The sequence below is a fragment of the Sneathiella chinensis genome, assembly GCF_012720115.1.
Lineage (GTDB): Bacteria > Pseudomonadota > Alphaproteobacteria > Sneathiellales > Sneathiellaceae > Sneathiella > Sneathiella chinensis.
On record NZ_VNWN01000008.1, the window covers coordinates 176117 to 198995 of the forward strand.

The 22879-nt window shown below is 55.9% G+C and carries 23 protein-coding genes; 2 read left to right on the forward strand and 21 right to left on the reverse strand.

Translation table 11 applies throughout. The features are described from left to right. Positions 1-15: 15 nt before the first annotated feature. The 3 genes from sucD to mdh form a co-directional block, all read right to left on the reverse strand. A complete protein-coding gene (gene sucD / locus FQB27_RS15675) occupies positions 16-891 on the reverse strand; it encodes a succinate--CoA ligase subunit alpha (protein ID WP_169562013.1) in 876 nt (291 codons plus the stop codon). Continuing rightward, positions 891-2060, reverse strand: a complete 1170-nt coding sequence (sucC, locus tag FQB27_RS15680) for an ADP-forming succinate--CoA ligase subunit beta (RefSeq protein WP_169562014.1) — start codon at positions 2058-2060, stop codon at positions 891-893. The genes sucD and sucC overlap by 1 nt, the downstream gene beginning before the upstream one ends. Before the next feature lie 136 nt (positions 2061-2196). Beyond that, a complete protein-coding gene (gene mdh, locus FQB27_RS15685) occupies positions 2197-3159 on the reverse strand; it encodes a malate dehydrogenase (RefSeq protein ID WP_169562015.1) in 963 nt (320 codons plus the stop codon). A gap of 298 nt (positions 3160-3457) precedes the next feature. Between mdh and FQB27_RS15690 the strand changes: the two genes are divergently transcribed. Then, entirely contained in the window at positions 3458-4078 is a 621-nt protein-coding gene (locus tag FQB27_RS15690) for a hypothetical protein (RefSeq protein WP_169562016.1), read from the forward strand. Positions 4079-4131: 53 nt separating this feature from the next. Further along, the gene (zapE, locus tag FQB27_RS15695) at positions 4132-5253 is read left to right on the forward strand and encodes a cell division protein ZapE (protein ID WP_169562017.1); all 1122 of its coding nucleotides are present in this window, start codon (positions 4132-4134) and stop codon (positions 5251-5253) included. Between the two features lie 10 nt (positions 5254-5263). On the opposite strand, the gene FQB27_RS15700 is transcribed toward zapE, so the two are convergent. The 18 genes from FQB27_RS15700 to ffh all read right to left on the reverse strand — a co-directional run bounded on the left by FQB27_RS15700 (position 5264) and on the right by ffh (position 22865). Continuing rightward, a complete protein-coding gene (locus FQB27_RS15700; RefSeq protein ID WP_169562018.1) occupies positions 5264-5890 on the reverse strand; it encodes an FMN-binding negative transcriptional regulator in 627 nt (208 codons plus the stop codon). 93 nt (positions 5891-5983) lie between these two features. Continuing rightward, the gene (locus FQB27_RS15705) at positions 5984-6736 is read right to left on the reverse strand and encodes a YdcF family protein (protein ID WP_169562019.1); all 753 of its coding nucleotides are present in this window, start codon (positions 6734-6736) and stop codon (positions 5984-5986) included. Between the two features lie 192 nt (positions 6737-6928). Continuing rightward, positions 6929-7711: a succinate dehydrogenase iron-sulfur subunit gene (locus FQB27_RS15710; protein WP_169562020.1), complete on the reverse strand. Its 783-nt coding sequence runs from the start codon at positions 7709-7711 to the stop codon at positions 6929-6931. Between the two features lie 18 nt (positions 7712-7729). Continuing rightward, positions 7730-9523, reverse strand: coding sequence for a succinate dehydrogenase flavoprotein subunit (gene sdhA, locus FQB27_RS15715; protein WP_169562021.1), 1794 nt, complete (start codon positions 9521-9523; stop codon positions 7730-7732). A 4-nt stretch (positions 9524-9527) separates the two neighbouring features. Beyond that, positions 9528-9908, reverse strand: a complete 381-nt coding sequence (gene sdhD, locus FQB27_RS15720; protein ID WP_169562022.1) for a succinate dehydrogenase, hydrophobic membrane anchor protein — start codon at positions 9906-9908, stop codon at positions 9528-9530. A 2-nt stretch (positions 9909-9910) separates the two neighbouring features. Continuing rightward, a complete protein-coding gene (gene sdhC, locus FQB27_RS15725; RefSeq protein ID WP_169562023.1) occupies positions 9911-10300 on the reverse strand; it encodes a succinate dehydrogenase, cytochrome b556 subunit in 390 nt (129 codons plus the stop codon). A gap of 112 nt (positions 10301-10412) precedes the next feature. Further along, positions 10413-11483 carry a MaoC family dehydratase gene (locus FQB27_RS15730; RefSeq protein WP_169562024.1) on the reverse strand — a complete coding sequence of 357 codons (1071 nt, stop codon included), beginning with the start codon at positions 11481-11483 and terminating at the stop codon, positions 10413-10415. 11 nt (positions 11484-11494) lie between these two features. Next, positions 11495-12370 carry an HpcH/HpaI aldolase/citrate lyase family protein gene (locus FQB27_RS15735; RefSeq protein WP_169562025.1) on the reverse strand — a complete coding sequence of 292 codons (876 nt, stop codon included), beginning with the start codon at positions 12368-12370 and terminating at the stop codon, positions 11495-11497. 139 nt (positions 12371-12509) lie between these two features. Beyond that, entirely contained in the window at positions 12510-14672 is a 2163-nt protein-coding gene (locus FQB27_RS15740) for a hypothetical protein (RefSeq protein ID WP_169562026.1), read from the reverse strand. A gap of 152 nt (positions 14673-14824) precedes the next feature. After that, complete coding sequence (locus FQB27_RS15745; RefSeq protein ID WP_169562027.1) at positions 14825-15847, reverse strand: aspartate-semialdehyde dehydrogenase; 1023 nt, start codon at positions 15845-15847, stop codon at positions 14825-14827. Between the two features lie 89 nt (positions 15848-15936). Further along, positions 15937-17049: a 3-isopropylmalate dehydrogenase gene (gene leuB / locus FQB27_RS15750; protein WP_169562028.1), complete on the reverse strand. Its 1113-nt coding sequence runs from the start codon at positions 17047-17049 to the stop codon at positions 15937-15939. Between the two features lie 127 nt (positions 17050-17176). Further along, positions 17177-17788, reverse strand: coding sequence for a 3-isopropylmalate dehydratase small subunit (leuD, locus tag FQB27_RS15755; RefSeq protein WP_169562029.1), 612 nt, complete (start codon positions 17786-17788; stop codon positions 17177-17179). Between the two features lie 13 nt (positions 17789-17801). After that, positions 17802-19208 carry a 3-isopropylmalate dehydratase large subunit gene (leuC, locus tag FQB27_RS15760; protein WP_169562030.1) on the reverse strand — a complete coding sequence of 469 codons (1407 nt, stop codon included), beginning with the start codon at positions 19206-19208 and terminating at the stop codon, positions 17802-17804. A gap of 108 nt (positions 19209-19316) precedes the next feature. Next, positions 19317-19703 carry a 50S ribosomal protein L19 gene (gene rplS, locus FQB27_RS15765; RefSeq protein ID WP_169562081.1) on the reverse strand — a complete coding sequence of 129 codons (387 nt, stop codon included), beginning with the start codon at positions 19701-19703 and terminating at the stop codon, positions 19317-19319. A gap of 11 nt (positions 19704-19714) precedes the next feature. Next, a complete protein-coding gene (trmD, locus tag FQB27_RS15770) occupies positions 19715-20458 on the reverse strand; it encodes a tRNA (guanosine(37)-N1)-methyltransferase TrmD (RefSeq protein WP_348540537.1) in 744 nt (247 codons plus the stop codon). A 23-nt stretch (positions 20459-20481) separates the two neighbouring features. Beyond that, the gene (gene rimM / locus FQB27_RS15775; protein ID WP_169562032.1) at positions 20482-21048 is read right to left on the reverse strand and encodes a ribosome maturation factor RimM; all 567 of its coding nucleotides are present in this window, start codon (positions 21046-21048) and stop codon (positions 20482-20484) included. Positions 21049-21059: 11 nt separating this feature from the next. Further along, the gene (gene rpsP, locus FQB27_RS16905) at positions 21060-21467 is read right to left on the reverse strand and encodes a 30S ribosomal protein S16 (RefSeq protein WP_169562033.1); all 408 of its coding nucleotides are present in this window, start codon (positions 21465-21467) and stop codon (positions 21060-21062) included. 36 nt (positions 21468-21503) lie between these two features. Next, the gene (ffh, locus tag FQB27_RS15785) at positions 21504-22865 is read right to left on the reverse strand and encodes a signal recognition particle protein (protein WP_169562034.1); all 1362 of its coding nucleotides are present in this window, start codon (positions 22863-22865) and stop codon (positions 21504-21506) included. Between the last annotated feature and the right edge of the window lie 14 nt (positions 22866-22879).

The window sequence follows — 22879 nt, forward strand, 5'->3', positions numbered from 1 at the left end:
GGGTCTCTTACAACATTACCCTTTCAAAACTCTTACCAAAGTTGAACCAAGTGCTGACGGGCTGTCAGAGACCGTAACACCTGCGCTGCGCATGGCTTCCATTTTGTCGTCGGCGCCACCTTTACCACCGGAGATGATTGCACCCGCGTGGCCCATGCGACGGCCAGGAGGTGCGGTAACACCGGCGATGAACCCGACAACAGGTTTCTTGATCTTGGACTGCTTCAGGAAGTCTGCAGCTTCCTCTTCGGCGGAACCACCGATTTCACCGATCATGATGATGGATTCGGTTTCGTCGTCCTGCAGGAACATTTCCAGACAGTCGATGAAGTTGGTGCCGTTTACCGGGTCACCACCGATACCGATACAGGTGGACTGACCAAGGCCAGCCGCAGTTGTCTGGGCAACAGCTTCGTAGGTCAGTGTCCCGGAGCGGGAAACGATACCCACGTTACCACGACGGTGAATGTGGCCCGGCATGATGCCGATCTTGCATTCGTCCGGTGTGATGACGCCCGGGCAGTTCGGACCGATCAGACGGGTGCCGCTGTTCTTCAGGGCGCGCTTGACGCGAACCATGTCGAGAACCGGGATACCTTCGGTGATACAGACAACCAGTTCGATACCGGCATCAACGGCTTCCAGAATGGCGTCCGCAGCGAACGGCGGCGGAACATAGATCACGCTGGCGTTGGCTTCGGTGACGTGCTTGGCTTCTTCAACGGTGTTGAAGATCGGCAGGTCCAGATGGGTTTCCCCGCCCTTGCCCGGTGTCACACCACCAACCATCTTGGTGCCGTATGCAATCGCCTGCTCGGAGTGGAAGGTCCCTTGAGAGCCTGTGAAACCCTGACAAATGACCTTGGTGTCTTTATTGACGAGAACGGCCATTATGACGCCTCCTTAACTGCTTTTACGATTTTGGCTGCGGCATCTCCGAGATCATCTGCAGACAGGATCGGCAGACCGGATTCAGCCAGGATTTTCTTGCCAAGGTCCACGTTGGTCCCTTCAAGACGAACCACCAGCGGAACACTGAGGGCGACTTCCTTCGCAGCGGCGACAACGCCTTCCGCGATCACGTCACACCGCATGATGCCGCCGAAAATGTTAACCAGAATGCCTTCAACATTCTCATCCTTCAGGATGATCTTGAATGCTTCGGTTACCTTTTCCTTGGTCGCCCCGCCACCAACATCGAGGAAGTTGGCCGGCTCGCCGCCGTTCAGCTTGATGATGTCCATGGTTGCCATGGCAAGACCGGCACCGTTCACCATGCAGCCAATGTTACCATCCAGCTTGATGTAGTTCAGGTCATACTGGGCAGCTTCCAGTTCGGCCGGGTCTTCCTCGTCCGGGTCGCGCAGTTCGGCGATATCCTTCTGACGGTACAGCGCGTTGTCGTCGAAGTTCATCTTCGCATCCAGCGCAATCACGTCACCGGAACCGGTCACGACCAGCGGGTTGATTTCAACAAGGCTGGCATCGGTGTCGATGATGGACTTGTACAGGGCCATGATGAATTTCACCGCAGCGCTGACCTGCTTGCCTTCCAGACCGAGGGCAAAGGCGATCTTGCGGGCATGGAATGCCTGGATGCCGGTTGCCGGGTCGATGCTGACCATGTGGATTTTTTCAGGAGTCTTTTCAGCGACTTCCTCGATTTCCATCCCGCCTTCGGTGGAAGCCATGAATGTCACGCAGTCCTTGGCGCGGTCGATGATGGCGCCCAGATAGAGTTCGCGTGCGATGTCGCACCCTTCCTCGACATAGACCCGCTTGACCTCTTTGCCTTCCGGTCCGGTCTGATGTGTTACCAGCTGCATCCCGATCATTGACTTGGCGGTTTCAACCACTTCCTCAATGGATTTTACAACTTTCACACCGCCGCCCAAACCGCGACCACCCGCATGGATCTGGGCTTTGACAACCCAGACAGGACCGCCGAGTTCCTGTGCGACTGTTTTTGCTTCTTCAGCAGTATAGGCAACCCCGCCCTTCGGCACGGTCACACCGTATTTACCTAGTAGGCCTTTGGCCTGATATTCATGGATATTCATATTCTTCCGCTATTCGCCTGTTTGGATCAGCTTCCAACGCGCATACAGAGGAGGCTGGTCGGATATATGATGAAAAGTCGACTATATCACTCAAAAAAAGGGGCACAACCGTTTAGTTGCGCCCCTGTTTCTCTTATCAGCCGAGGCTCGGATCGATGCCCTTACAGGCTTCCACCAATCCCTTTACCGCATCGACTGAATGCTCAAACATCTTCTTCTCGTCTTCGTTGAGGTTAATTTCAACAACACGCTCGATGCCGCCCTCACCGATAACGGTGGGAACACCAACATACATGCCGTCAAGACCATACTGACCATCAACATAGGCCGCGCATGGCAAGACACGCTTCTTGTCCTTGAGGTAGGCTTCCGCCATGGTGATGGCACTGGAAGCCGGTGCATAGAACGCAGAACCGGTTTTCAGAAGAGCGACAACCTCGGCGCCGCCATTCCGGGTACGATCGACGATGGCGTCGATTTTCTCTTGTGTGGTCCAGCCCATTTCGATCAGATCCGGCACCGGGATACCGGCAACGGTTGAATAACGGGTCAGGGGAACCATGGTGTCGCCGTGGCCACCAAGAACGAAAGCTGTCACGTCTTCAACGGATACATCGAACTCTTCAGCCAGGAAGTGACGGAACCGTGCACTGTCCAGAACACCTGCCATGCCGACAACCTTGTTGTGCGGCAGGCCACATTTCTCACGCAGGACCCAAACCATGGCGTCCAGCGGATTTGTAATACAGATAACAAACGCGTTCGGCGCGTATTTCTTGATACCTTCACCAACAGACTGCATGACCTTGATGTTGGTTCCGAGAAGGTCGTCACGGCTCATGCCGGGCTTACGGGCGATACCCGCAGTCACGATACATACATCCGCACCCTCGATTGCGCTGTAGTCGTTTGCACCGACGTAAGACGCGTTGAACCGGTCAACTGGAGAGGAAGATGCAATATCAAGTGCCTTACCCTGCGGCAAACCATCGACGATATCAAAAAGGACAACATCGCCCAACTCCTTGAGTCCAGCAAGGTGAGCAAGTGTTCCGCCGATATTTCCGCCGCCAATCAGCGCTATTTTTTTGCGAGCCATTCTATTCTCCGGATTTATTGAGAGGGCTCTCTGCAACAACAGATCGTCCTCTGTTGATATTACTCGAACGGGTACTACCCCGTTTCCCTTCCAAGAGCAAGACAGGCAACCGACAATTCCACTATTTTTTTAGGCTGGCGCACAAAAAAAGCGGAAATATCGGATCGGCAGTGGGCAAAAACCATCAAGAATAGAAATTTGGGTAAAATTGGCTGCTTTGGGTAAGTTGTTGGTAAGATTATCCTGATACAGTCGCCGGAATCTGAACAGATGGAAAATGATTGGCCCCATGATTCCCGTGATGCGTCCCGTTCTGAAAAACCTTGTCGCCCCGCTCGCCCTGACCGTGCTTCTGTCCGGCTGCTCCGGGGTGGTTGTGGCCGGGCTGACGCTTGGGGAAATCCTGACCGCCGGGTCCATCGGCTCGGCGCTGCTGACCGGCAAGGGCCTTGGGGAACTGGCCATGGATGCCACCACCGGACAGGATTGCCGCATCCTTGAAGGCGTGTTCCGGCAGGACCGCGCCATTTGCGAGCCAAAAGATTCGGTCGCCACCCAAAGCGACTTCAAGGGGCTTGTCAGCCTGCTGGATACCCCGGCCGGACAGGAAGTCCAACTGGCCGACCTGCCCATGAACAAGACGGACCTGCCCGCCATCAATCCCCGCGCCCGCGCCAACAGTGACAAGGTTCTGAGCGCCCTGACCGGGCGGATCGTCAGCACCGAAAGCGTGGCCTTTGTTCCCAATGAACACCGATGGCAGCGACTGGAACGGGAAGTCGCCTTCTATCAGCCCCGCCGTGACCGGGAAGAAACGGTTGCCAGTAGCGAAGTCATCGCAGACGCCAACACGGCCGCCCTGCCCGCTGTTGACCGACCGGACCTCCGTGACCGACTGGTCAAGGGCGGCCTGTTTTAGGGCCGGACAACAAAGACCTTTACAGAACAGCCCAAGATTGCTTTAAGGCTTGCATGACTTCTTCAGGGCCCCTCGACGCCTACCGCGAACTGCGCCAGGCAGGAAAAATCCAGCACGACCCCCTTCAGGAACTTGCCGTTGAAAAACTGCAGACCCTGCATAACCGTCTGCTGCATTATAATCCGCAAACCAGTGCACACTGGACGGACATTTTCCGTCTGGGCGCCCGCAAACCCCGTGTGGAACCACCGCAAGGCATTTACATGTACGGCGATGTGGGACGGGGTAAATCCATGCTGATGGACCTGTTCTTCGACACCGCCCCGGTGACACAAAAACGGCGCGTCCATTTCCATGCCTTCATGCTGGAGGTTCATGCCTTTATCCATGGCTGGCGGCAGGACCCGCAGCGCAAGGGGGACGACCCGATCGTTCCGCTGGCGAAACAGATTGCGGACGCGGCGTGGCTGCTCTGTTTTGATGAGTTTCAGGTTACCGATGTGGCCGATGCCATGTTGCTGGGCCGGCTGTTCGAATTGCTGTTCTCCCACGGGGTGGTGGTGATTGCCACGTCCAACCGGGTGCCGGATGATTTGTACAAGAACGGCCTGAACCGCGAGTTGTTCCTGCCCTTCATCGCCCTGATCAAGGAAGAACTGGATATTTTGCATCTGTCGGGCGGCGTGGATTACCGGCTTGACCGGCTGTCCAAAAGCCCGGTCTATTTCTGTCCGCTGGGGCCGGAAGCTGACCGCGAGATGGATCGCACCTTCGCCCTGCTGACCGAAGGCTCCGACGTGGAAAGCCGGGTTCTGGAAACCCAGGGCCGGAAGCTGACCGCCCATACCACGGCGCGGGGGGTTGCCCGTTTCCAGTTCAAGGAACTCTGTGCGGTGGCCCTTGGGGCATCGGACTACCTGACCCTGACAGAGAATTTCCATACCCTGCTGCTGGACAATGTGCCCAAGCTGGGCCCCCACAATCGTAACGAAGCCAAGCGGTTTGTGACACTGGTGGATATTCTCTATGAGAACGGCGCCAATCTGGTTCTGTCCGCCGATGTGGAAGCCACCAACCTGTACGAAGCCGGGGATGGACATTTCGAGTTTGCCCGAACCGTCTCCCGCCTCATGGAAATGCGCTCGGAAGACTATCTGAAAGGACTGGTCGGCTAAGGCGCACGCCTTACCAAATCAGTCCGCCTTCTTTGGCGACTCTTTCCTGCCATTCCTCCAGCTCGCCGCCCCGGGCGGCGTTGGCCAGCGCCTGCCGGTCCGCCAGTGATTTATGCTGGCCCAGCTTTGCCTGCCCTTCCAGACGCTCAACCCGCATCTCGAAGGCCACAATCCCCTTCATCATGGCCTCGATTCGCCCCGCCTCCATCTGCTCCGGGGACCAGGGGTCGGTGCGCTCCTGCTCGTTATCCGCAGTCAGGCGGGACAGCATGTCCCGCACCCTGTCCGCATCCTCAACCGTCCCCGCAGGGCCGTAGGCATGAACCGCCAGATAGTGCCATGTGGGCACCTGATTGCCCGTGGCATAATCGGTCGGGGACACATATCCGTGCGGGCCGGAAAATACAATCAGGGCCGGGCGACCGTCCAACAGGGCACCGTGAGGGTTGGATTTTGCCACATGGCCCCGGATCAGGCCGCCTTCGCCGCCACCATCAGCGTCATAGGCAACCGGCAGATGGGTGGCAACGGGCAAGCCTGCGTCATCACTGGTGATCAGCAGGGCGAAACTGGCCTCGGGCAAGATCGCCCGCAGCAAAGGCCCCGGCAGGGCCGCAAAAGGTGCGGGAATATACATAACTCAACATCCTGACAATAAAGGATATCCGTTTCTAAAGGGAATTTATCAAAGGAACAGGGCCAAATCCTGATTTTGGGCGGGGCCATTTCCCTACAGGGTGATCTGGCCCCCGGCGATATGATAGACCAGACCCGCATATTCCTTGATCGCCTGACGCCAATACAAGTACCCGGAGAAATTCGGGACCACATCCTTCAGGCGCAGCGCCGAATCCCGAAACGTCGATACCAGAAGCGGATCCCGGACCCCATAACTTTGCAGGGCAAGGCGGGTACGAAGGGCATGGTGACCGGCCACAAAGACCAGCGGATGACGGAAGTCCTTCTCCTTGCAAAGGCGGGCAATATCCTGCACATGGCCAATGGTGCCCGCCGCCCCGTCGGTGGCGTAAACGTTCGGACGCCCCGCCGCCAAGCCGGTCAGGTAGTCACTCTCGCGAAGGCCGCCATTCCGAATGGAGCCCCCCGAAATGATCAGCGGCACCCCCAGCCTGTCCGACAGTTTCACTGCCCGCCGAACTTGCGAGAAGGTGGTGGGTGTGGGCACCCCTTCGCGAAGATAACGGTCGATATGAACCCCCGATGAAATCACCGCGACCACATCCACCCGCCCCGTCAGCGACGCCGCATCCAGATCTTGATACAGGGTGCCAACCTCCAGCGGTTTCAGGATGATTTTCCCGGTCAGGGGAATGCTGAGGAAGATCAACAGCAGGATATTGGTAAGGAACAAACCCCGCCGCCGGGTCAACAGCCAATAGATCAGGGTCAACGGCAACAGGATCAGAAACAGGCCCGGCACGGACATGCCATCAATCAGCTTTCGGAACGCATAATCCAGCATGGCCTCCCCCTCGGGACGGATTTCCGCCGGCAGCGGCCTTCACCGCCGCCCCAAAATCTCCTCAAGCTATAATAGATAGGGCACGGGGCGCGCCTGAAAACAGGAAAAGGCGGAAAGACCCTTCGGTCCTTCCGCCTTTCTGATAACGCCGCACCCCATCGGGGCACGCTGATGTCGTGTCAGGTCGCCGGATTAACCGCGACGTTCCACCATCAGTTTCTTGATCTCTGCAATGGCCTTCGCCGGGTTCAGACCCTTCGGACAGGTGTTTGCACAGTTCATGATGGTGTGACAACGGTAGAGCCGGAACGGATCTTCCAGATTGTCGAGACGCTCACCTGTGAACTCATCCCGGCTGTCAGCGATCCAGCGATACGCCTGCAGCAGGATGGCCGGGCCCAGGAACCGGTCAGAGTTCCACCAGTAGCTCGGGCAGGATGTGGAACAGCAGGCACAGAGAATACACTCGTACAGGCCGTCCAGCTTTTCACGATCTTCCTTGGACTGCAGCCGTTCCCGATCCGGTGGCGGAGGGGTCTGGGTCTGCATCCACGGCTTGATGGACGCATACTGCGCGTAGAAGTTGGTCAGGTCCGGAACCAGATCCTTCACCACCGGCTGGTGCGGCAGCGGATAGATATTGATATCCCCGTCCACCTCGTCCATGCCCTTGGTGCAGGCCAGTGTGTTCGTGCCGTTGATATTCATGGCACAGGAGCCACAAATACCTTCACGGCAGGAGCGCCGGAATGTCAATGTCGGATCGATCTCGTTCTTGATCTTGATCAGACCGTCCAGAATCATCGGGCCGCAGGTGTCCAGATCGACATAATAGGTGTCGATGCGGGGATTTTCCGTATCATCCGGGGACCAGCGATAGACGTTGAAGGTCTTCACTTTCTGGGCGCCTTCCGGTTTCGGATGAGCCTTCCCGGTGCCTACTTTTGAATTTTTAGGTAATGCCAGTTCAACCATAATATGCTTCCCTAACTCTTAGTAAACGCGGGCTTTGGGCTTGATATACTCGATCTCGTCGGTCAGCGTGTAATCGTGAACCGGGCGATAGTCGAGACGGACACCTTCCTCATCGCTGTGATAGGTGAGGGTGTGCTTCATCCAGTTTTCGTCATCCCGCTCCGGATAGTCTTCGCGGGCATGGGCGCCGCGGCTTTCTTTCCGGTTTTCAGCAGCGGTCATGGACACAACAGCCTGACGGATCAGGTTGTCCAGTTCCAGCGTTTCAACCAGATCGGAGTTCCAGATGAGGGACCGGTCGGTGGTCTTGATATCGGCCATCTGTTTTTCAACTTCGCCAATCTTCTTCACACCGGCCTGCAGGGATTCGCCTGTCCGGAAGACCGCACAGTCGTCCTGCATCACGCGCTGCATGTCATCGCGGATCTGAGCCGTTGACTGACCGCCATTGGCATTGCGGAACTTGTCGAGACGGGACAGGGCCGCATCACAGGCATCGTCAGCCAGCGGTGCATGAGCCGTACCCGGCTTGATCACGTCCTTGGCACGAAGTGCCGCAGCACGGCCAAACACAACAAGGTCGATCAGGGAGTTTGACCCCAGACGGTTCGCCCCGTGAACAGACACACATGCCGCTTCACCAACAGCCATCAGGCCCGGTACAACCGCATCCGGGTTGCCGTTTTTCAGGTCAACAACTTCACCGTGATAGTTGGTCGGAATACCGCCCATGTTGTAGTGAACGGTCGGGATAACCGGGATCGGCTCCTTGTTCACGTCAACACCGGCAAAGATGCGGGCGCTTTCAGAAATACCCGGCAGGCGTTCCTCGATCATGGCCGGATCAAGGTGATCCAGATGCAGATAGATGTGGTCCTTACGGGCGCCAACGCCGCGGCCTTCGCGGATTTCCATGGTCATGGACCGGCTGACAACGTCACGGCTGGCAAGGTCCTTGGCGCTTGGGGCATACCGTTCCATGAACCGTTCGCCTTCGCCGTTGACCAGATACCCGCCTTCACCGCGCACACCTTCGGTGATCAGACAGCCTGCGCCGTAGATACCGGTCGGGTGGAACTGGGTGAATTCCATGTCCTGAAGCGGCAGGCCTGCGCGCAGAACCATGCCACCGCCGTCACCGGTACAGGTGTGGGCGGATGTACAGGAGAAGTAGGCCCGGCCGAAACCACCGGTTGCCAGAACAACCATATGGGAGCGGAACAGGTGCAGTGTACCATCTTCCAGACACAGACACAGAACACCCTTACAGGCGCCGTCCTTGTCCATGATCAGGTCGAGAGCGAAATACTCGATATAGAAATCGGTGTCGTATTTCAGGGACTGGCTGTACAGGGTGTGCAGCATGGCATGACCTGTACGGTCAGCAGCAGCACAGGTCCGCTGGGCCGCAGGGCCTTCACCAAACTGGGTGGTCATACCACCGAAGGCGCGCTGGTAGATCTTGCCTTCTTCCGTCCGGCTGAACGGCATGCCGAACTGTTCCAGTTCCAGAACCGCCGCCGGGGCCTCACGGCACATATACTCAATCGCGTCCTGGTCACCGAGCCAGTCGGAACCCTTGACGGTGTCATACATGTGCCACTGCCAGTTATCCTCGCCCATGTTGCCGAGAGAGGCGGAAATACCGCCCTGCGCCGCTACCGTGTGGGAGCGGGTCGGGAACACTTTGGTCACCGCTGCGGTTTTCAGGCCAGCCTGGGCCATGCCCATGGTGGCACGCAGTCCGGCACCACCGGCACCGACGACAACCACATCATATTTATGTTCGATAATTGGATAGGCTTCAGACATCTAATTAACCCCCAAACGCCAGCTTCAAAACGGCCAGCGCTGCGGCAAGACCAACAATTGCACAGAAGAAGCTGTTCAGCATCAGCAGAACAACTTTCTTGATTTCAGAATGGATGTAATCCTCGATCACAACCTGCAGGCCCAGCTTCAGGTGATAGAAGGTGATACCGATCAGCAGAAGCAGGATCAGGGATGTGAACGGCAGGCTCAGCACATAGCGAACCCGCTCGTAATCCGCACCAACCAGCGAGATCACATAGGCCAGAGCAACGACAAACAGGGGAATCAGGGCAACAGCCGTGACTTTCTGGTGCCACCAGTGTGTGGTGCCGTCTTTTGCGGACCCCAGACTGCGGACATTTTTAAGAGGTGTTCTCATGCTCATGGTCAGCCTCCGATTCCGTATGCAACAACCCAGGTCAACAGTGTCAGAACCACGGACATGACGATGGCAAGCATGCCTGTCTTGCGCATGGTCGGCAGTTCAAACCCCTTGCCCGCGTCCCAGAACAGGTGCCGGATTCCGTTGCACAAGTGATAGAACAGGGCCCAGCTGAACCCGAACATCACCAGCCGTCCAAACCAGGACGTCAGAAATGCGTTTACGGTTGAATAAGCTTCCGGACCAGCGGCAACGGCAATCAGCCACCAGGTCAAAAGCAGGGTTCCGGCGCCCAGTGCCACACCGGTAATACGGTGTGTAATGGACGTGACCATCGTGATCTGCGGTTTATATATCTGCAGATGCGGCGACAGGGGTCTTTCTACATTCGCCATGATATCTCTCTAGCTAGGCAGTCTTTAAACTGAACATACGTCGGATTTTTTGCGGTTGGATTGTAGTCCTGGAAAAGATGAAGTCAACTTTACCATGGCTACACATGGGCTTTTATACCGCAATTGTGGCTTTTGGCAATATCACCCAGTAATCCAGATCAAGAACAACATCGGAAAGATACTTGCCGTCCTCGCCCTTGAAGGGGAATTCCACACAGGGCAAATTCTTGGTTGCCACCGTTCTCACACGCAGCGCCCCCGCATCCTCACGGCCCGGAACATCGGCCTTGTCCAAAACCTCGCTCCACGCATAAATCGTATCGCCAGAGAATGTCGGGTTGGTGTGAGAGCCCGCATTGACCGCCGCCACGAACTGGGCGTTGCCAAGTCCGTTAAAGCTGAGGCCACGGGCCAGACTGATCACATGACCGCCATAGATCAGGCGCTTTCCGAACCGGTCATTCTGCATCATATGCTGGTTGAAATGGACCTTTGCGGTGTTCTGGTACAACCGGGTGGCCATCATATGCTCGGCCTCCTCGATGGTCATGCCATCCACATGGTCGATCTTTTCGCCCACTTCATAATCCTCAAAGAAGTGGGGAGAACCGGACAGAACCGTGTCAAAGTCGCGGAAATCAAGGGACGCCGGCAACACGAAGCCTGCCGGATCAACCACAGCCGGCAGGTCCGGCACAGCGGCTTCAGGGGCCGGGGCAGCGGCATCCGCTTTTCGCACCATAACCCAGCGAACATAATCCAGAACCACCTCGCCTACCTGATTGGTCCCGATGGAGCGGACATAGACAACGCCGGTTTTGCCGTTGGAATTTTCTTTCAGCCCGATCACCTCGGACACGGTCTGAAGGCTGTCCCCCGGATAGACGGGCGCGAGGAAGCGCACATTGGCATATCCCAGATTCGCCACCGCGTTCAGGGATACATCGGGAACCGTTTTCCCGAACACCACATGGAACACCAGCAGGTCATCCACCGGCGCCGCCTCAAGACCACAATCAAGGGCAAAGCTGTCCGCCGACTGCATGGCAAAACGCCCACCATACAGGGCTGTATACAGAGACACATCGCCTTCGGTGATGGTGCGCGGCGTGGCATGGCGAAGAACCTGCCCCAGCTTGAAATCCTCGAAGTAATTTCCGGGATTCGTTTTTGCTTTTGTCATTCTCATTCCCCTCAAGCAGCCATTTCCGCAATGGCTTCCGCCAGGGCGACCTTGGCCTTGGCAAGTTCAACATGCAAATTCTCGACCAGCTTGCCATCCACAAGGACAACACCTTTGCCTTCCTTCTCGGCCTGTTCAAAGGCTTCGATCACCCGGCGGGAATACTCAACCTCTTCCTCGGACGGGGCAAAAACCTCGTTGGTCGGGGCCAGCTGTTTCGGGTGGATCAGGGTCTTGCCATCAAAGCCAAGCTCCAGCCCCTGCACACAGGATGCCCGGAAGCCATCTTCATCCGCCAGATCAAGGGACACCCCGTCCAGCACCGTCAGCCCATAGGCGCGGCCGGCCAGAAGACACAGCCCGAGGGACGTGATCACCGGAAGGCGCATGGCTGTATGGTGGGCCCGAAGATCCTTGACCAGATCGGAGGTGCCCATGACAAAACAGTCAACCCGCGGGCTGGAAGCGGCAATTTCCTCTGCTTTCAGGATACCCAGCGGGGTTTCCATCATGCACCAGATTTTCGTGCTCTCCGGCGCCCCATTTTCCGTCATCAGGGCTTCCAGTTCATGAACCTGCGCGGCAGACTCAACCTTTGGCAGCAAAATCGCATCGGGACCGGCTTTCGCCGCAGCAATCACATCCTCCCGTCCCCACGGGGTATCAAGACCATTGACCCGGATAATAATCTCCCGCTTGCCATAGCCGCCTTCCGCCGCATTCCGGCAGACAATGTCACGGGCTTCCGCCTTGGCATTGGGCGCCACGGCATCTTCCAGATCAAGGATCAGGCCATCTGCGGCAAGGGTTTTGGCTTTTTCCTGCGCACGGGCATTGGACCCCGGCATATACAGAACAGAACGACGGGGACGAAGGGACTGTGACATGGATTTTCTCCGATTTGGTGACCTAACACTCTTTTTTGGCAGCATCATACCTGATATTTGCTGCGACGCAACATAGTTGCGCAAAGAGCCACGGCGGGGCAACTTTAACAGCCCCGCCGCTGTCCCCAAAATCCCCCGATCAGGCTTCCTTTACGTGCAGCACATAAAAAGAGTTCCCGGCCTGAACATCCCGATCTTTCCATACCCTGTCATCAAAATGGGTAAAGGGTCGGGAAGGTGCCGCACCGTCGTCGCGCGTCCTCCAAAGATGCACGGTGATACAGAAGAGCCGATCATTCTTATGTGTACCTCCACCACTGGTAACATAGGTCCCCAGCCTCTCATTATGGGCAAGCCGGCTTTTTGGATATATAAATTCCACGGCACCCCCGTGATCATAGACCCGGCCGTGAAAATACTCCCGGATATCCTCCGGCGACAGGTGCTTCAGTGAAACCTCGATTTCTCCCCCCTGATTGAAGGCCTCCCGTAACAGGCTCCCCTTCAGATGGGCCTGGACTTTATTTGCAAATCTCCGAAGCGCTCTTCCATGCTTTTCCGAGGCCAACAAACCTGCATTTTTTTTCTTATAGTCTTCAACAATTTTCCCCAGCAGCCGTTGCCCCTTGGCAACCCCCGTTTCCAAGGCAAGGTTTAACATGCCCAACGTTTCACTTTTCAAGGTCTTTGGATTCCCCAGTGTCTCAAATCGGTGCCTTAGCCGCTCCAATTCCTCAATTGTCGCCTCAACCTCTTTCCGACGATCCTCTGAAACCGTCTCGCCTCCCAAGTAAAACTGTAAATCTGATGCTGTCGCTTTCAGACGGCTGATCCCGCTTTTCCGGAATGCCTCGATCATCATCAGCGAATGTTTCTCGGCAAGGCTATGCTGCCGAGCCGGAAGCATTCGGATTTCCTCTTTCTCTTCTTCGGTCGGTGCTTCCTTGTATTCAGGAACTTCGTGTTTTCTGGAAGACGGTCCGGCCTTTGGTCTCGGCTTTCCCTTTCTTCCCTTTATTTCTTGGGCAGGCTTTCGCTTCCGTTCCCCATCACCTCCCTCGATTTTTCTGACCAGTTCATCCAGCTTTTCAGGCGTCAGCTCATTGAGTTCCTCACCGATAACGCCCCGAAAGCCTCTCCTCACCCTTTCGTCTTCTTTTTCTTCGCCAAGCCGCTGCGATGCTGATACGTCTTTGGCCTGACGGAACGCCCTGTCGAAATAGGAACGCTCTGCATCCTGCTGATCTGCCTCAGTAAACCGGTCAAATCCCCAGCATACTCCGTTGAGGATGTGAGTTGTGGAAGACGCAATTCCCGCATATTGCTGCGCCAACTCCCCTTTCAACCAACCGCGACATAAATACTTCCGATGATGTCTGGCCTGAAACATGAGGAGGTTTCGAAAATCTTTTTCTGACAAGCTCCATAGCCACGAAAGATGATTCTTGAACTTGTTATCACCTTTAAGGAGCGGCAGATCACCCATAATCCTGGGAAGGACCAAGGAAGGCCAGTTTCCCAATACATCCTTGAACTCAAGATTGCCGAACTCTTCCAGCTTTCGGCGAAAGCTCTTTGCCACAATACGACTCAACTTCTCAAGGTCGTCGAGGGTATCGCCCCACTGCATACATTGATCAATCTGCTGCAGCCTATATCCCCCGGCAAGGACTCTGAAAAGCATCCTTCCCTGACCGATTGGAGAGGTTGAGTAAAATCCGGGGAGCCGTCGATCCAGGCGCATTTTTTTTGCACGCTGCTGTATACGAAGGTATGTGTAAAATTGTTCCCCCACCAACTTCTTTACAGCACATTTTTCATGTTCCGGATCGTCCATATGCTCTGCCCTATCCATTTGACTGACCAGTTCAAACACAATTGAATCCGTAAAAAATGACGAAGAATCGGCCGGATGCAGAAAGCCCAATCCGAGGATTAACTCGGCAAAACCTTCCTTGATCTTTGTGTTCTTTAGCACCTGACGGATCAGGCCCAAGCGATATGCCTTGTCTTCGCCCGTCATTGTCAAAATATACGCCTGCATCATGTATTGGTGGTATTCTCTCGGGAAGAAGTCAGCCATATTGATGAAGTCATCCCTGTATCGCTCAAGTTCCACTTCTTTTATTTTCCTGCCTTTTTCGGCAAACGTCTGCACCACATACGCAAACCCCTGTTCGAGCGCCACATGACTTTCGGTATCCGGTCCCTTTTCACAATTTCTGCGATAGACCTCAAAATCCGGCTTGAGATAACGGGTCTGGCTCTCGCCGTTTTCGCCCTCGGTAAAAACTGGATACATCTAAAAACTCCCAAATAGACTGTGACGCGACAATGCTCCTCTCTGTGACAGGGCTATCGGAAGGCCTTGGGTCCCGCGGCGGGAAGCGGCCCATAAAAAAAGCCGCCCGGACATGCCGGGCGGCTTTCACATTCCTGAGATGCCTGAAAAGGTCAGGCGGCTTTTTTCAGGTATTCGCGGCCAACCAGTTCAGCGATCTGAACTGTATTCAGGGCCGCACCCTTACGCAGGTTGTCGGAAACACACCACAGGTTCAGGCCGTTATCAACGGTGGCATCATCCCGGATCCGGGAAATGAAGGTGGCATAATCGCCGACACATTCAACAGGTGTGACATAGCCGTTTTCATCCGGGTTATCGATCACCATGATCCCCGGGGCTTCGCGCAGGATATCGCGGGCCTGATCCGCAGACAGCTCGTTTTCGAACTCGATATTGATGCTTTCCGCGTGCCCCACAAATGTCGGGACACGAACACAGGTCGCTGTCAGCTTGATGGCCGGATCGATGATCTTCTTGGTCTCGACCACCATTTTCCACTCTTCCTTGGTATAGCGGTCGTCCATGAACATATCGATATGCGGGATCACGTTGAAGGCGATCTGCTTTGTGAATTTCTCCGGTGACGGTTCGTCATGCACAAACATGCCTTTCGTCTGGTTGAACAGTTCATCCATCGCGTCGTTCCCGGCACCGGAAACAGATTGATAGGTGGACACAACCACACGCTTGATCTTTGCAACATCATGCAGCGGCTTCAGCGCCACAACCATCTGTGCTGTTGAGCAGTTCGGGTTGGCAATGATGTTTTTCTTTGTGTATCCGGCGGCGGCCTCGGGGTTCACTTCCGGGACGATCAACGGAACGTCCGGGTCCATCCGGTAGTGAGACGAGTTGTCGATCACAATACAGCCCTGTGACGCGGCAATCGGTCCATATTTCGCGGAAATGGATCCCCCTGCGGAGAACAGCGCAAAGTCGTAGCCGGTGAAATCAAAACCATCCAGTTCCTTGACGGTCAGGGTCTTGTCACCGAAGGAAACCTGTTTCCCCGCTGACCGTTTAGAGGCCAATGCGGTAACTTCTGTGACAGGAAATTGTCGTTCGTCCAGAATGTTCAGCATCTCGCGGCCCACATTACCCGTGGCACCGACTACAGCAACTCTGTATCCCATGATTTTGATCTCTTTTCTAGGTCCCAGGCGATGCACCAGCACCGCCCGGAATATGGTTTACTATTAAATTTAGTGAACTAACACGTAGTTTAAGCACTCAACTTGTCAAGTTCACGCAGAATGGCATCGCCCATTGTTGTGGTTGATACCTTGGCCATGCCTTCCGCCATGATATCGGCGGTCCGCATGCCCCCTGCCAGAACGTTCTGAACGGCTTTTTCGATCAGATCGGCTTCTTCCGGCATATCGAAGCTATAGCGCAGGGCCATAGCGTAAGAGAGAATGGTCGCAATCGGGTTGGCCACGTTCTGCCCGGCAATGTCCGGTGCGGAACCGTGTACCGGCTCGTAGAGGGCCTTGCGACGGCCCTGTGCGTCCACATCCCCGAGGGAAGCGGACGGCAACATGCCCAGTGAGCCTGTCAGCATGGCCGCACAGTCGGACAGGATGTCGCCGAACAGGTTGTCCGTAACAATCACGTCGAACTGCTTCGGTGCCCGAACAAGCTGCATGGCGGCATTGTCCGCATACATGTGGCTCAGTTCAACATCCGGGAATTCACTTTCGTGAATCTTGATGACTTCCTCGCGCCACAGAACGCCGGATTCCATCACGTTGGCTTTTTCACTGGATACAACGCGACCACTGCGTTTCTGGGCCAGTTCAAAGGCAACGCGGGCCACCCGGTGAATTTCAGGTGTGGTGTAAACCTGGGTGTTGATCCCCCGGCGAATACCATTGCCCAGATCCTCGATCCCGCGAGGCTCGCCGAAATAGACGCCGCCTGTCAGTTCGCGAACGATCATGATGTCCAGACCGGACACCAGTTCCGGCTTCAGGCTGGACGCATCCACAAGCGCGTCAAAGCAGATTGCCGGGCGCAGGTTGGCATACAGTTCCAGATCTTTACGCAGACGCAGCAGACCGCGTTCCGGCTTGATGGAGAAGTCGAGGTTGTCCCATTTCGGACCACCAACGGCACCCAGCAGAACGGCGTCCACATTCTGGGCCTTCTCAACCACTTCATCGGTGATCGGAATGCCGTGGGCATCAATGGATGCACCGCCGACCAGATCTTCATCCACGTCAAACTTGACCGCACGATTGGTTTCCATCCAGTTGACGATACGACGGACTTCCGTCATTGCTTCGGGGCCGATACCGTCACCCGGCAGGATCAAAAGAGATTTGTTGGACGCCATTATTCTTTACTTCCCTTTTCTATGGACAAGAAGGCTCCCCGAACCGGGGGCCTCAAAAAAGAAAGCTCCCCTAACCGGGTCAGGGGAGGCACTTCTCGTGTAACCTGTGGTAGAGCCTACCCCTGTACTAGTTCTGCAGCCAAGGCTGGGTCAGCTTCTGCTGTTCCTCGAAGCTGTCAACCTTTTCCGCCTTCTGCATGGTCAAACCGATATCATCAAGACCGTTCAACAGGCAATGCTTGCGGAAAGGATCGATATCGAACGCAATGGTTCCCCCGTCCGGGCCCTGGATTTCCTGGGCTTCCAGATCAATGGTCAGGGTCGCGTTGGCACCGCGTCCGGCATCATCCATCAGCTTTTCCAGGTCCGCCTTGGAAACGACGATGGGCAGGATACCGTTCTTGAAGCAGTTGTTGTAAAAGATATCGGCAAAGCTGGTGGAGATCACACAGCGAACACCGAAGTCCAACAGCGCCCAAGGGGCATGCTCACGGCTGGAGCCACAACCGAAGTTGTCACCGGCAACCAGAATTTCCGCGCCGCGATAGGCAGGCTGGTTCAGGACGAAATCATCCTTTTCACTGCCATCCGCTTCATAGCGCATCTCGGCGAACAGGTTCTTGCCAAGACCGGCACGCTGAATGGTTTTCAGGTACTGCTTGGGAATGATCATGTCCGTGTCGATGTTGACCAGCGGCATGGGAGCCGCAACACCGGTGAGTTTCGTGAATTTTTCCATCTTTTTATCCCCCTTACGACAACTCACGCACATCAGTCAGACGGCCGGTAATTGCCGCTGCTGCTGCCATGGCCGGGCTGACCAGATGAGTCCGGCCCCCGCGGCCCTGACGCCCTTCGAAGTTCCGGTTGGATGTAGAGGCACACCGGTCCCCTTCGTCAAGGCGGTCCGCGTTCATCGCAAGACACATGGAACAACCCGGTTCACGCCATTCGAAGCCGGCTTCGACAAAAATCTTGTCGAGACCTTCCTCTTCGGCCTGAATTTTAACAAGACCGGAACCCGGAACGATAATGGCGTTCACGGTGTCCTTGACCTTGCGGCCCTTGACCACGTCGGCGACGGCCCGAAGGTCCTCGATCCGGCCGTTGGTGCAGGAACCGACAAACACGTGATCCACCTCGATATCGGTCAGCTTCATGCCTGCGGTCAGACCCATATATTTCAGGGCCCGTTCAGCCGCGATCTGCTTGCCCTGATCCGGGAAATCGGTCGGGGCCGGCACATTGGCGGTGATCGGCAGCGCATCTTCCGGGCTGGTTCCCCAAGTTACATAGGGAACGATCTCGGAGGCATCGATGACAACTTCCTTGTCGAAGGTTGCGCCTTCGTCTGTTGTCAGGGTTTTCCAGTAGGCAACGGCCTGTTCGAACGCACCGGCCTTCGGTGCGTAAGGGCGGCCCTTGACATAGTCAAACGTTGTTTCATCCGGAGCCACCAGACCGGCGCGCGCGCCTGCCTCGATGGTCAGGTTGCAAAGGGTCATACGCCCTTCCATGGAAAGCGAGCGAACCGCTTCACCTGCATATTCAATGACACAGCCTGTTCCACCGGCCGTTCCGATCTTGCCGATGATCGCCAGCGCCAGATCCTTGGCAGTCACACCAACCGGCAGATCGCCATTGACCAGAACACGCATGTTCTTGGCTTTTTTCTGAATCAGGGTCTGGGTGGCCAGCACATGCTCAACCTCGGAAGTGCCGATACCATGCGCCAGAGCGCCGAACGCCCCGTGCGTGGAGGTGTGGCTGTCGCCGCACACAATCGTCATGCCCGGCAGGGTCAGTCCCTGTTCCGGCCCGATGATATGCACGATACCGCGCCGATCATCCGTCATGGAGAAGTAGTTGACGCCAAAGTCACGGGTGTTGGCTTCAAGGGTATCGATCTGAAGCTTGCTTTCCGGATCGGTAATGCCCTTGTCCAGATCCTTGGTCGGGACGTTGTGGTCCGCAACCGCAAAGGTCGCGTCAGGACGGCGTACCTTGCGTCCTGCAACCCGCAGTCCTTCGAACGCTTGCGGGCTTGTCACCTCATGAACCAGATGTCTGTCAATATAGAGCAGACTGGCACCATCGTCTTGCACATCAACCAGATGGCTATCCCAAATCTTGTCATACAGGGTTTTCGCTTCACCCATCGTCGCGTTCCTCTCCAGGCAGGATTATTTTATGTCATTATACACCGATGGCCGGCACGGCAAAAGCCGTACCGGACCCGGTCCGCCCAAATTTTCAGGCAGTATTTTTTAGCCGTTGGCTTTTTTCGCGTTGCGATCTTCGCGGCGCTCGCGGATACGAGCCTTCTTACCGCGCAGTTCGCGCAGGTAGTACAGTTTCGCACGGCGAACGATACCCTGACGAACAACTTCGATCTTGTCGATCCGCGGGGAATACAGCGGGAATACACGTTCCACGCCTTCACCGTAGGAGATCTTGCGAACGGTGAAGTTTGCATTGATGCCGCCAGAGTTGCGGGCAATACAAACGCCTTCGAAGACCTGGACACGTTCCCGTGTTCCTTCAACAACCTTCACGTGGACGCGAAGGGTGTCGCCCGCACGAAAGTCCGGGATCGGACGATCGGCAGTCAATTTCTCAATCTGCTCTTGTTCTAGCTTTTGAATCACATTCATAGCTTTCACCTTCATTTCAGTTTATCACCTGACCAGCGTTCCCAAAGGTCCACCCGTCGTTGTTTCGTCAATGCCTCGGACTGGCGCTGCCGCCACTCCCGAATTTTCTCATGATGCCCCGAAAGCAGCACTTCCGGAACGTCGCGGCCTTCCCAGACCGGAGGCCGGGTATAGTGGGGATATTCCAGCAACCCGGTCTCAAAACTTTCTTCACTGAGCGACGCCTGGTTTCCGGTTACCCCCGGAAGAAGCCGGACAACTGCATCCAGCAACGCCAAAGCCGCCACCTCTCCGCCGGACAGGATGAAGTCGCCAAGGCAGACCTCCTCGATATTCCGGGCATCAAGGACCCGCTGATCAACTCCCTCGAACCGACCGCAAACCATAATGGCCCCCGACCCTTCCGACAGCTCCCGTACATAGGCCTGATCCATGACCCGGCCACGGGGGCTGAAGTAAATCAGCTTTTTGTCGGCACCTGATGTCGCCACAGCGTCATCAATGGCATTTGCCAACACATCTGGCCGCATCACCATTCCGGCGCCGCCGCCAAAGGGACTGTCATCCACAACGTGATGCTTGCCCACCGAATAATCCCGGATGTTCGAGGTTCGAAGCGTCCAGGCTCCGGCCTCCAGCCCCCGGCCCGCCAGTGAAAATCCCAGCGGTCCCGGAAACATATCCGGAAAGAGGGTCAGAACGTGGGCGCCCCAAGGGGTAACCGGTCCATCCTCTCTCAATTCGGCAGCACACATATCGTCGTCAGCAGACTGCCCGTTCATTTTTCGCCCATTTCCCCGGCAGCACCAGAAACTTTTTCCGGCTCTGCAAAGAAATCCTCGGGCAAATCCAGCACAACACGGCCAGCTTCCAGATCAATAACGGGCACCATCTCGCGGGTGAACGGAATGAAGACACCTGCCTTCGACCGCTGCCCCTCCGGGACGATTTCCAGCATGTCTCCTGCGCCAAAATCACACACACGCAGAATTTTGCCATACCGTGTGCCGTCTTCAAATACCGCATCCAACCCGATCAGGTCGGCGTGGTAGAATTCGTCGGCATCTTCCGTTTCGGGCAGCACATCCCGCGATACATACAGCTCTGTCCCCTTGAGGGCCTCGGCCTTATTGCGGTCTGCAACACCCTTGATCCGAACGACAGGGGTGGATTTTGCAAATCCGACAAGTTCCAGATTGAAACATGTCTTTCCTGTCGCATCTTCCAGCGGTCCGTAGGCCACGATATCTTCCGGATGTTCGGTAAAGGTCTTGACCTTCACTTCACCCCGGATGCCTCGCGGCCCAACAATGACCCCCAGAAGGAGCCTGCCTGATTGTGGCATGCCAGTTATCCTTAAGCTTCAGCAGCCTCTTCAGCGGGAGCCGCTTCGGCTTCCGCAGCAGCAGCAGCTTCTTCAGCAGCAGCTTTTGCAGCTTCTTCAGCTTCGCGAATGCGTTCCTGTGCCTTGGCTTTCGGCTTACCCTTGTTCGGGTTGTTGCGCTCTACCTTTTCAGACAGACCGGCAGCCGCGAGGAAACCGGCAACACGATCAGTCGGCTGTGCGCCAACACCGATCCAGTGCTGGATCCGCTCTGCGTCAAGCGAAATGCGGTTTTCGTCGTCTTTTGCCAGCATCGGGTTGTAGGTACCCACTTTCTCGATGTAACGGCCATCACGAGGGCTGCGAACATCCGCGACTACAATCCGGTAGAAGGGACGTTTTTTAGCACCCTGACGGGCGAGGCGAATTTTAAGTGCCATAGCTTACGCTCTTTCTCTCAGTTCAATACTTTAAAACTAGAATTTCATACCAGGGGGAAGCAGGCTCTGCAGGCCGCCACGGGCGATACCCTTATTGCCAAGTTTCTTCACCTTTTTCATCATGTCCGCCATCTGCTTGTGTTGTTTCAGCAGGCGGTTGACATCCTGTACTGACATGCCGGATCCCGCAGCAATACGCTTCTTGCGAGACGCGGCAATAAGTTTGGGGTTACGCCGTTCCTTCGGCGTCATGGACTCGATCATGGCAAGCTGGCGTTTCAGCAGCTTGTCATCCAGATTGGCGTTTTCGAGCTGTTTTTTCATCTTGCCAACGCCCGGAAGCATCCCGACAAGACTGCCCATTCCGCCCATCTTCATCATCTGACGCAACTGACTGGCCAGATCATCAAGATCGAACACACCCTTCTGCATCTTGAGGGCGAGTTTTTCCGCTTCATCCTTTTCAATGGTGGCCGCGGCCTTTTCGACCAGCGACACCACATCGCCCATTCCGAGGATACGGTTGGCAATACGATCAGGATGGAAGACTTCCAGTTCATCAAGCTTTTCGCCTGTACCCAGCAACTTGATCGGGCAACCGGTAATCTCGCGCATGGACAGGGCCGCACCACCGCGACCGTCACCATCAATACGGGTCATGACGATACCCGTCACATCCACCCGTTCCTTGAACTGCTGCGCCACGTTCACGGCATCCTGACCGGTCAGGCTGTCAACGACCAGCAATGTCTCGGTCGGGGCCGATTCGCTGTGAACCGCCTGCATCTCGACCATAAGCTGCTCGTCAACATGCAACCGGCCCGCAGTATCCAGCATGACCACATCAAAGCCCTGCAGACGTGCGGACTGCAAGGCGCGCTTGGCAATCTCGACCGGCTGCTGACCCTCGACGATGGGCAGGGTGGTGATTCCCGTCTGCTCACCCAGGACACGAAGCTGTTCCTGCGCAGCGGGACGACGGACGTCCAGAGACGCCATCATCACCTTCTTGTTCTGTTTTTCCGTCAGGTATTTGGCGATTTTCGCCGTCGAGGTCGTCTTACCCGACCCTTGAAGACCGACCATCATATAAACAACCGGCGGCACCGCGATCAGGTTCAGTTCCTGCGATTCGGAGCCCAGGGTCTCGACAAGCTGGTCATGGACCACCTTGATGACCATCTGGCCGGGATTGATGGATTTCAGGACTTCTGTCCCGACGGCTTTCGCCTTGGCCTTCTTGATGAAGCTCTTGACAACAGGCAGCGCCACATCGGCCTCAAGCAAGGCGACGCGTACTTCGCGCATTACCTCGTCGACGTCCGATTCCTTCAGGGATCCCCTCTTGGTCAATTTGCCAAGAACATCACCCAGTCTGCCGGTCAAATTTTCGAACATATGGTCAACAACCC

Bases quoted from the DNA above. Each gene is read 5' to 3' on its own strand.
- FQB27_RS15730 (WP_169562024.1), bottom strand. From the start codon at position 11,483: ATGACAAAAGCAAAAACGAATCCCGGAAATTACTTCGAGGATTTCAAG.
- leuB (WP_169562028.1), bottom strand. From the start codon at position 17,049: ATGGCGTCCAACAAATCTCTTTTGATCCTGCCGGGTGACGGTATCGGC.
- FQB27_RS15710 (WP_169562020.1), bottom strand. From the start codon at position 7,711: ATGGTTGAACTGGCATTACCTAAAAATTCAAAAGTAGGCACCGGGAAG.
- leuC (WP_169562030.1), bottom strand. From the start codon at position 19,208: ATGGGTGAAGCGAAAACCCTGTATGACAAGATTTGGGATAGCCATCTG.
- sucD (WP_169562013.1), bottom strand. From the start codon at position 891: ATGGCCGTTCTCGTCAATAAAGACACCAAGGTCATTTGTCAGGGTTTC.
- FQB27_RS15735 (WP_169562025.1), bottom strand. From the start codon at position 12,370: ATGTCACAGTCCCTTCGTCCCCGTCGTTCTGTTCTGTATATGCCGGGG.
- sdhD (WP_169562022.1), bottom strand. From the start codon at position 9,908: ATGAGCATGAGAACACCTCTTAAAAATGTCCGCAGTCTGGGGTCCGCA.
- sdhC (WP_169562023.1), bottom strand. From the start codon at position 10,300: ATGGCGAATGTAGAAAGACCCCTGTCGCCGCATCTGCAGATATATAAA.
- sucC (WP_169562014.1), bottom strand. From the start codon at position 2,060: ATGAATATCCATGAATATCAGGCCAAAGGCCTACTAGGTAAATACGGT.
- mdh (WP_169562015.1), bottom strand. From the start codon at position 3,159: ATGGCTCGCAAAAAAATAGCGCTGATTGGCGGCGGAAATATCGGCGGA.
- rpsP (WP_169562033.1), bottom strand. From the start codon at position 21,467: ATGGCACTTAAAATTCGCCTCGCCCGTCAGGGTGCTAAAAAACGTCCC.
- rimM (WP_169562032.1), bottom strand. From the start codon at position 21,048: ATGCCACAATCAGGCAGGCTCCTTCTGGGGGTCATTGTTGGGCCGCGA.
- trmD (WP_348540537.1), bottom strand. From the start codon at position 20,458: ATGTGTGCTGCCGAATTGAGAGAGGATGGACCGGTTACCCCTTGGGGC.
- ffh (WP_169562034.1), bottom strand. From the start codon at position 22,865: ATGTTCGAAAATTTGACCGGCAGACTGGGTGATGTTCTTGGCAAATTG.
- zapE (WP_169562017.1), top strand. From the start codon at position 4,132: ATGACTTCTTCAGGGCCCCTCGACGCCTACCGCGAACTGCGCCAGGCA.
- sdhA (WP_169562021.1), bottom strand. From the start codon at position 9,523: ATGTCTGAAGCCTATCCAATTATCGAACATAAATATGATGTGGTTGTC.
- leuD (WP_169562029.1), bottom strand. From the start codon at position 17,788: ATGGAAAAATTCACGAAACTCACCGGTGTTGCGGCTCCCATGCCGCTG.
- FQB27_RS15745 (WP_169562027.1), bottom strand. From the start codon at position 15,847: ATGGGATACAGAGTTGCTGTAGTCGGTGCCACGGGTAATGTGGGCCGC.
- rplS (WP_169562081.1), bottom strand. From the start codon at position 19,703: ATGAATGTGATTCAAAAGCTAGAACAAGAGCAGATTGAGAAATTGACT.
- FQB27_RS15700 (WP_169562018.1), bottom strand. From the start codon at position 5,890: ATGTATATTCCCGCACCTTTTGCGGCCCTGCCGGGGCCTTTGCTGCGG.
- FQB27_RS15705 (WP_169562019.1), bottom strand. From the start codon at position 6,736: ATGCTGGATTATGCGTTCCGAAAGCTGATTGATGGCATGTCCGTGCCG.
- FQB27_RS15740 (WP_169562026.1), bottom strand. From the start codon at position 14,672: ATGTATCCAGTTTTTACCGAGGGCGAAAACGGCGAGAGCCAGACCCGT.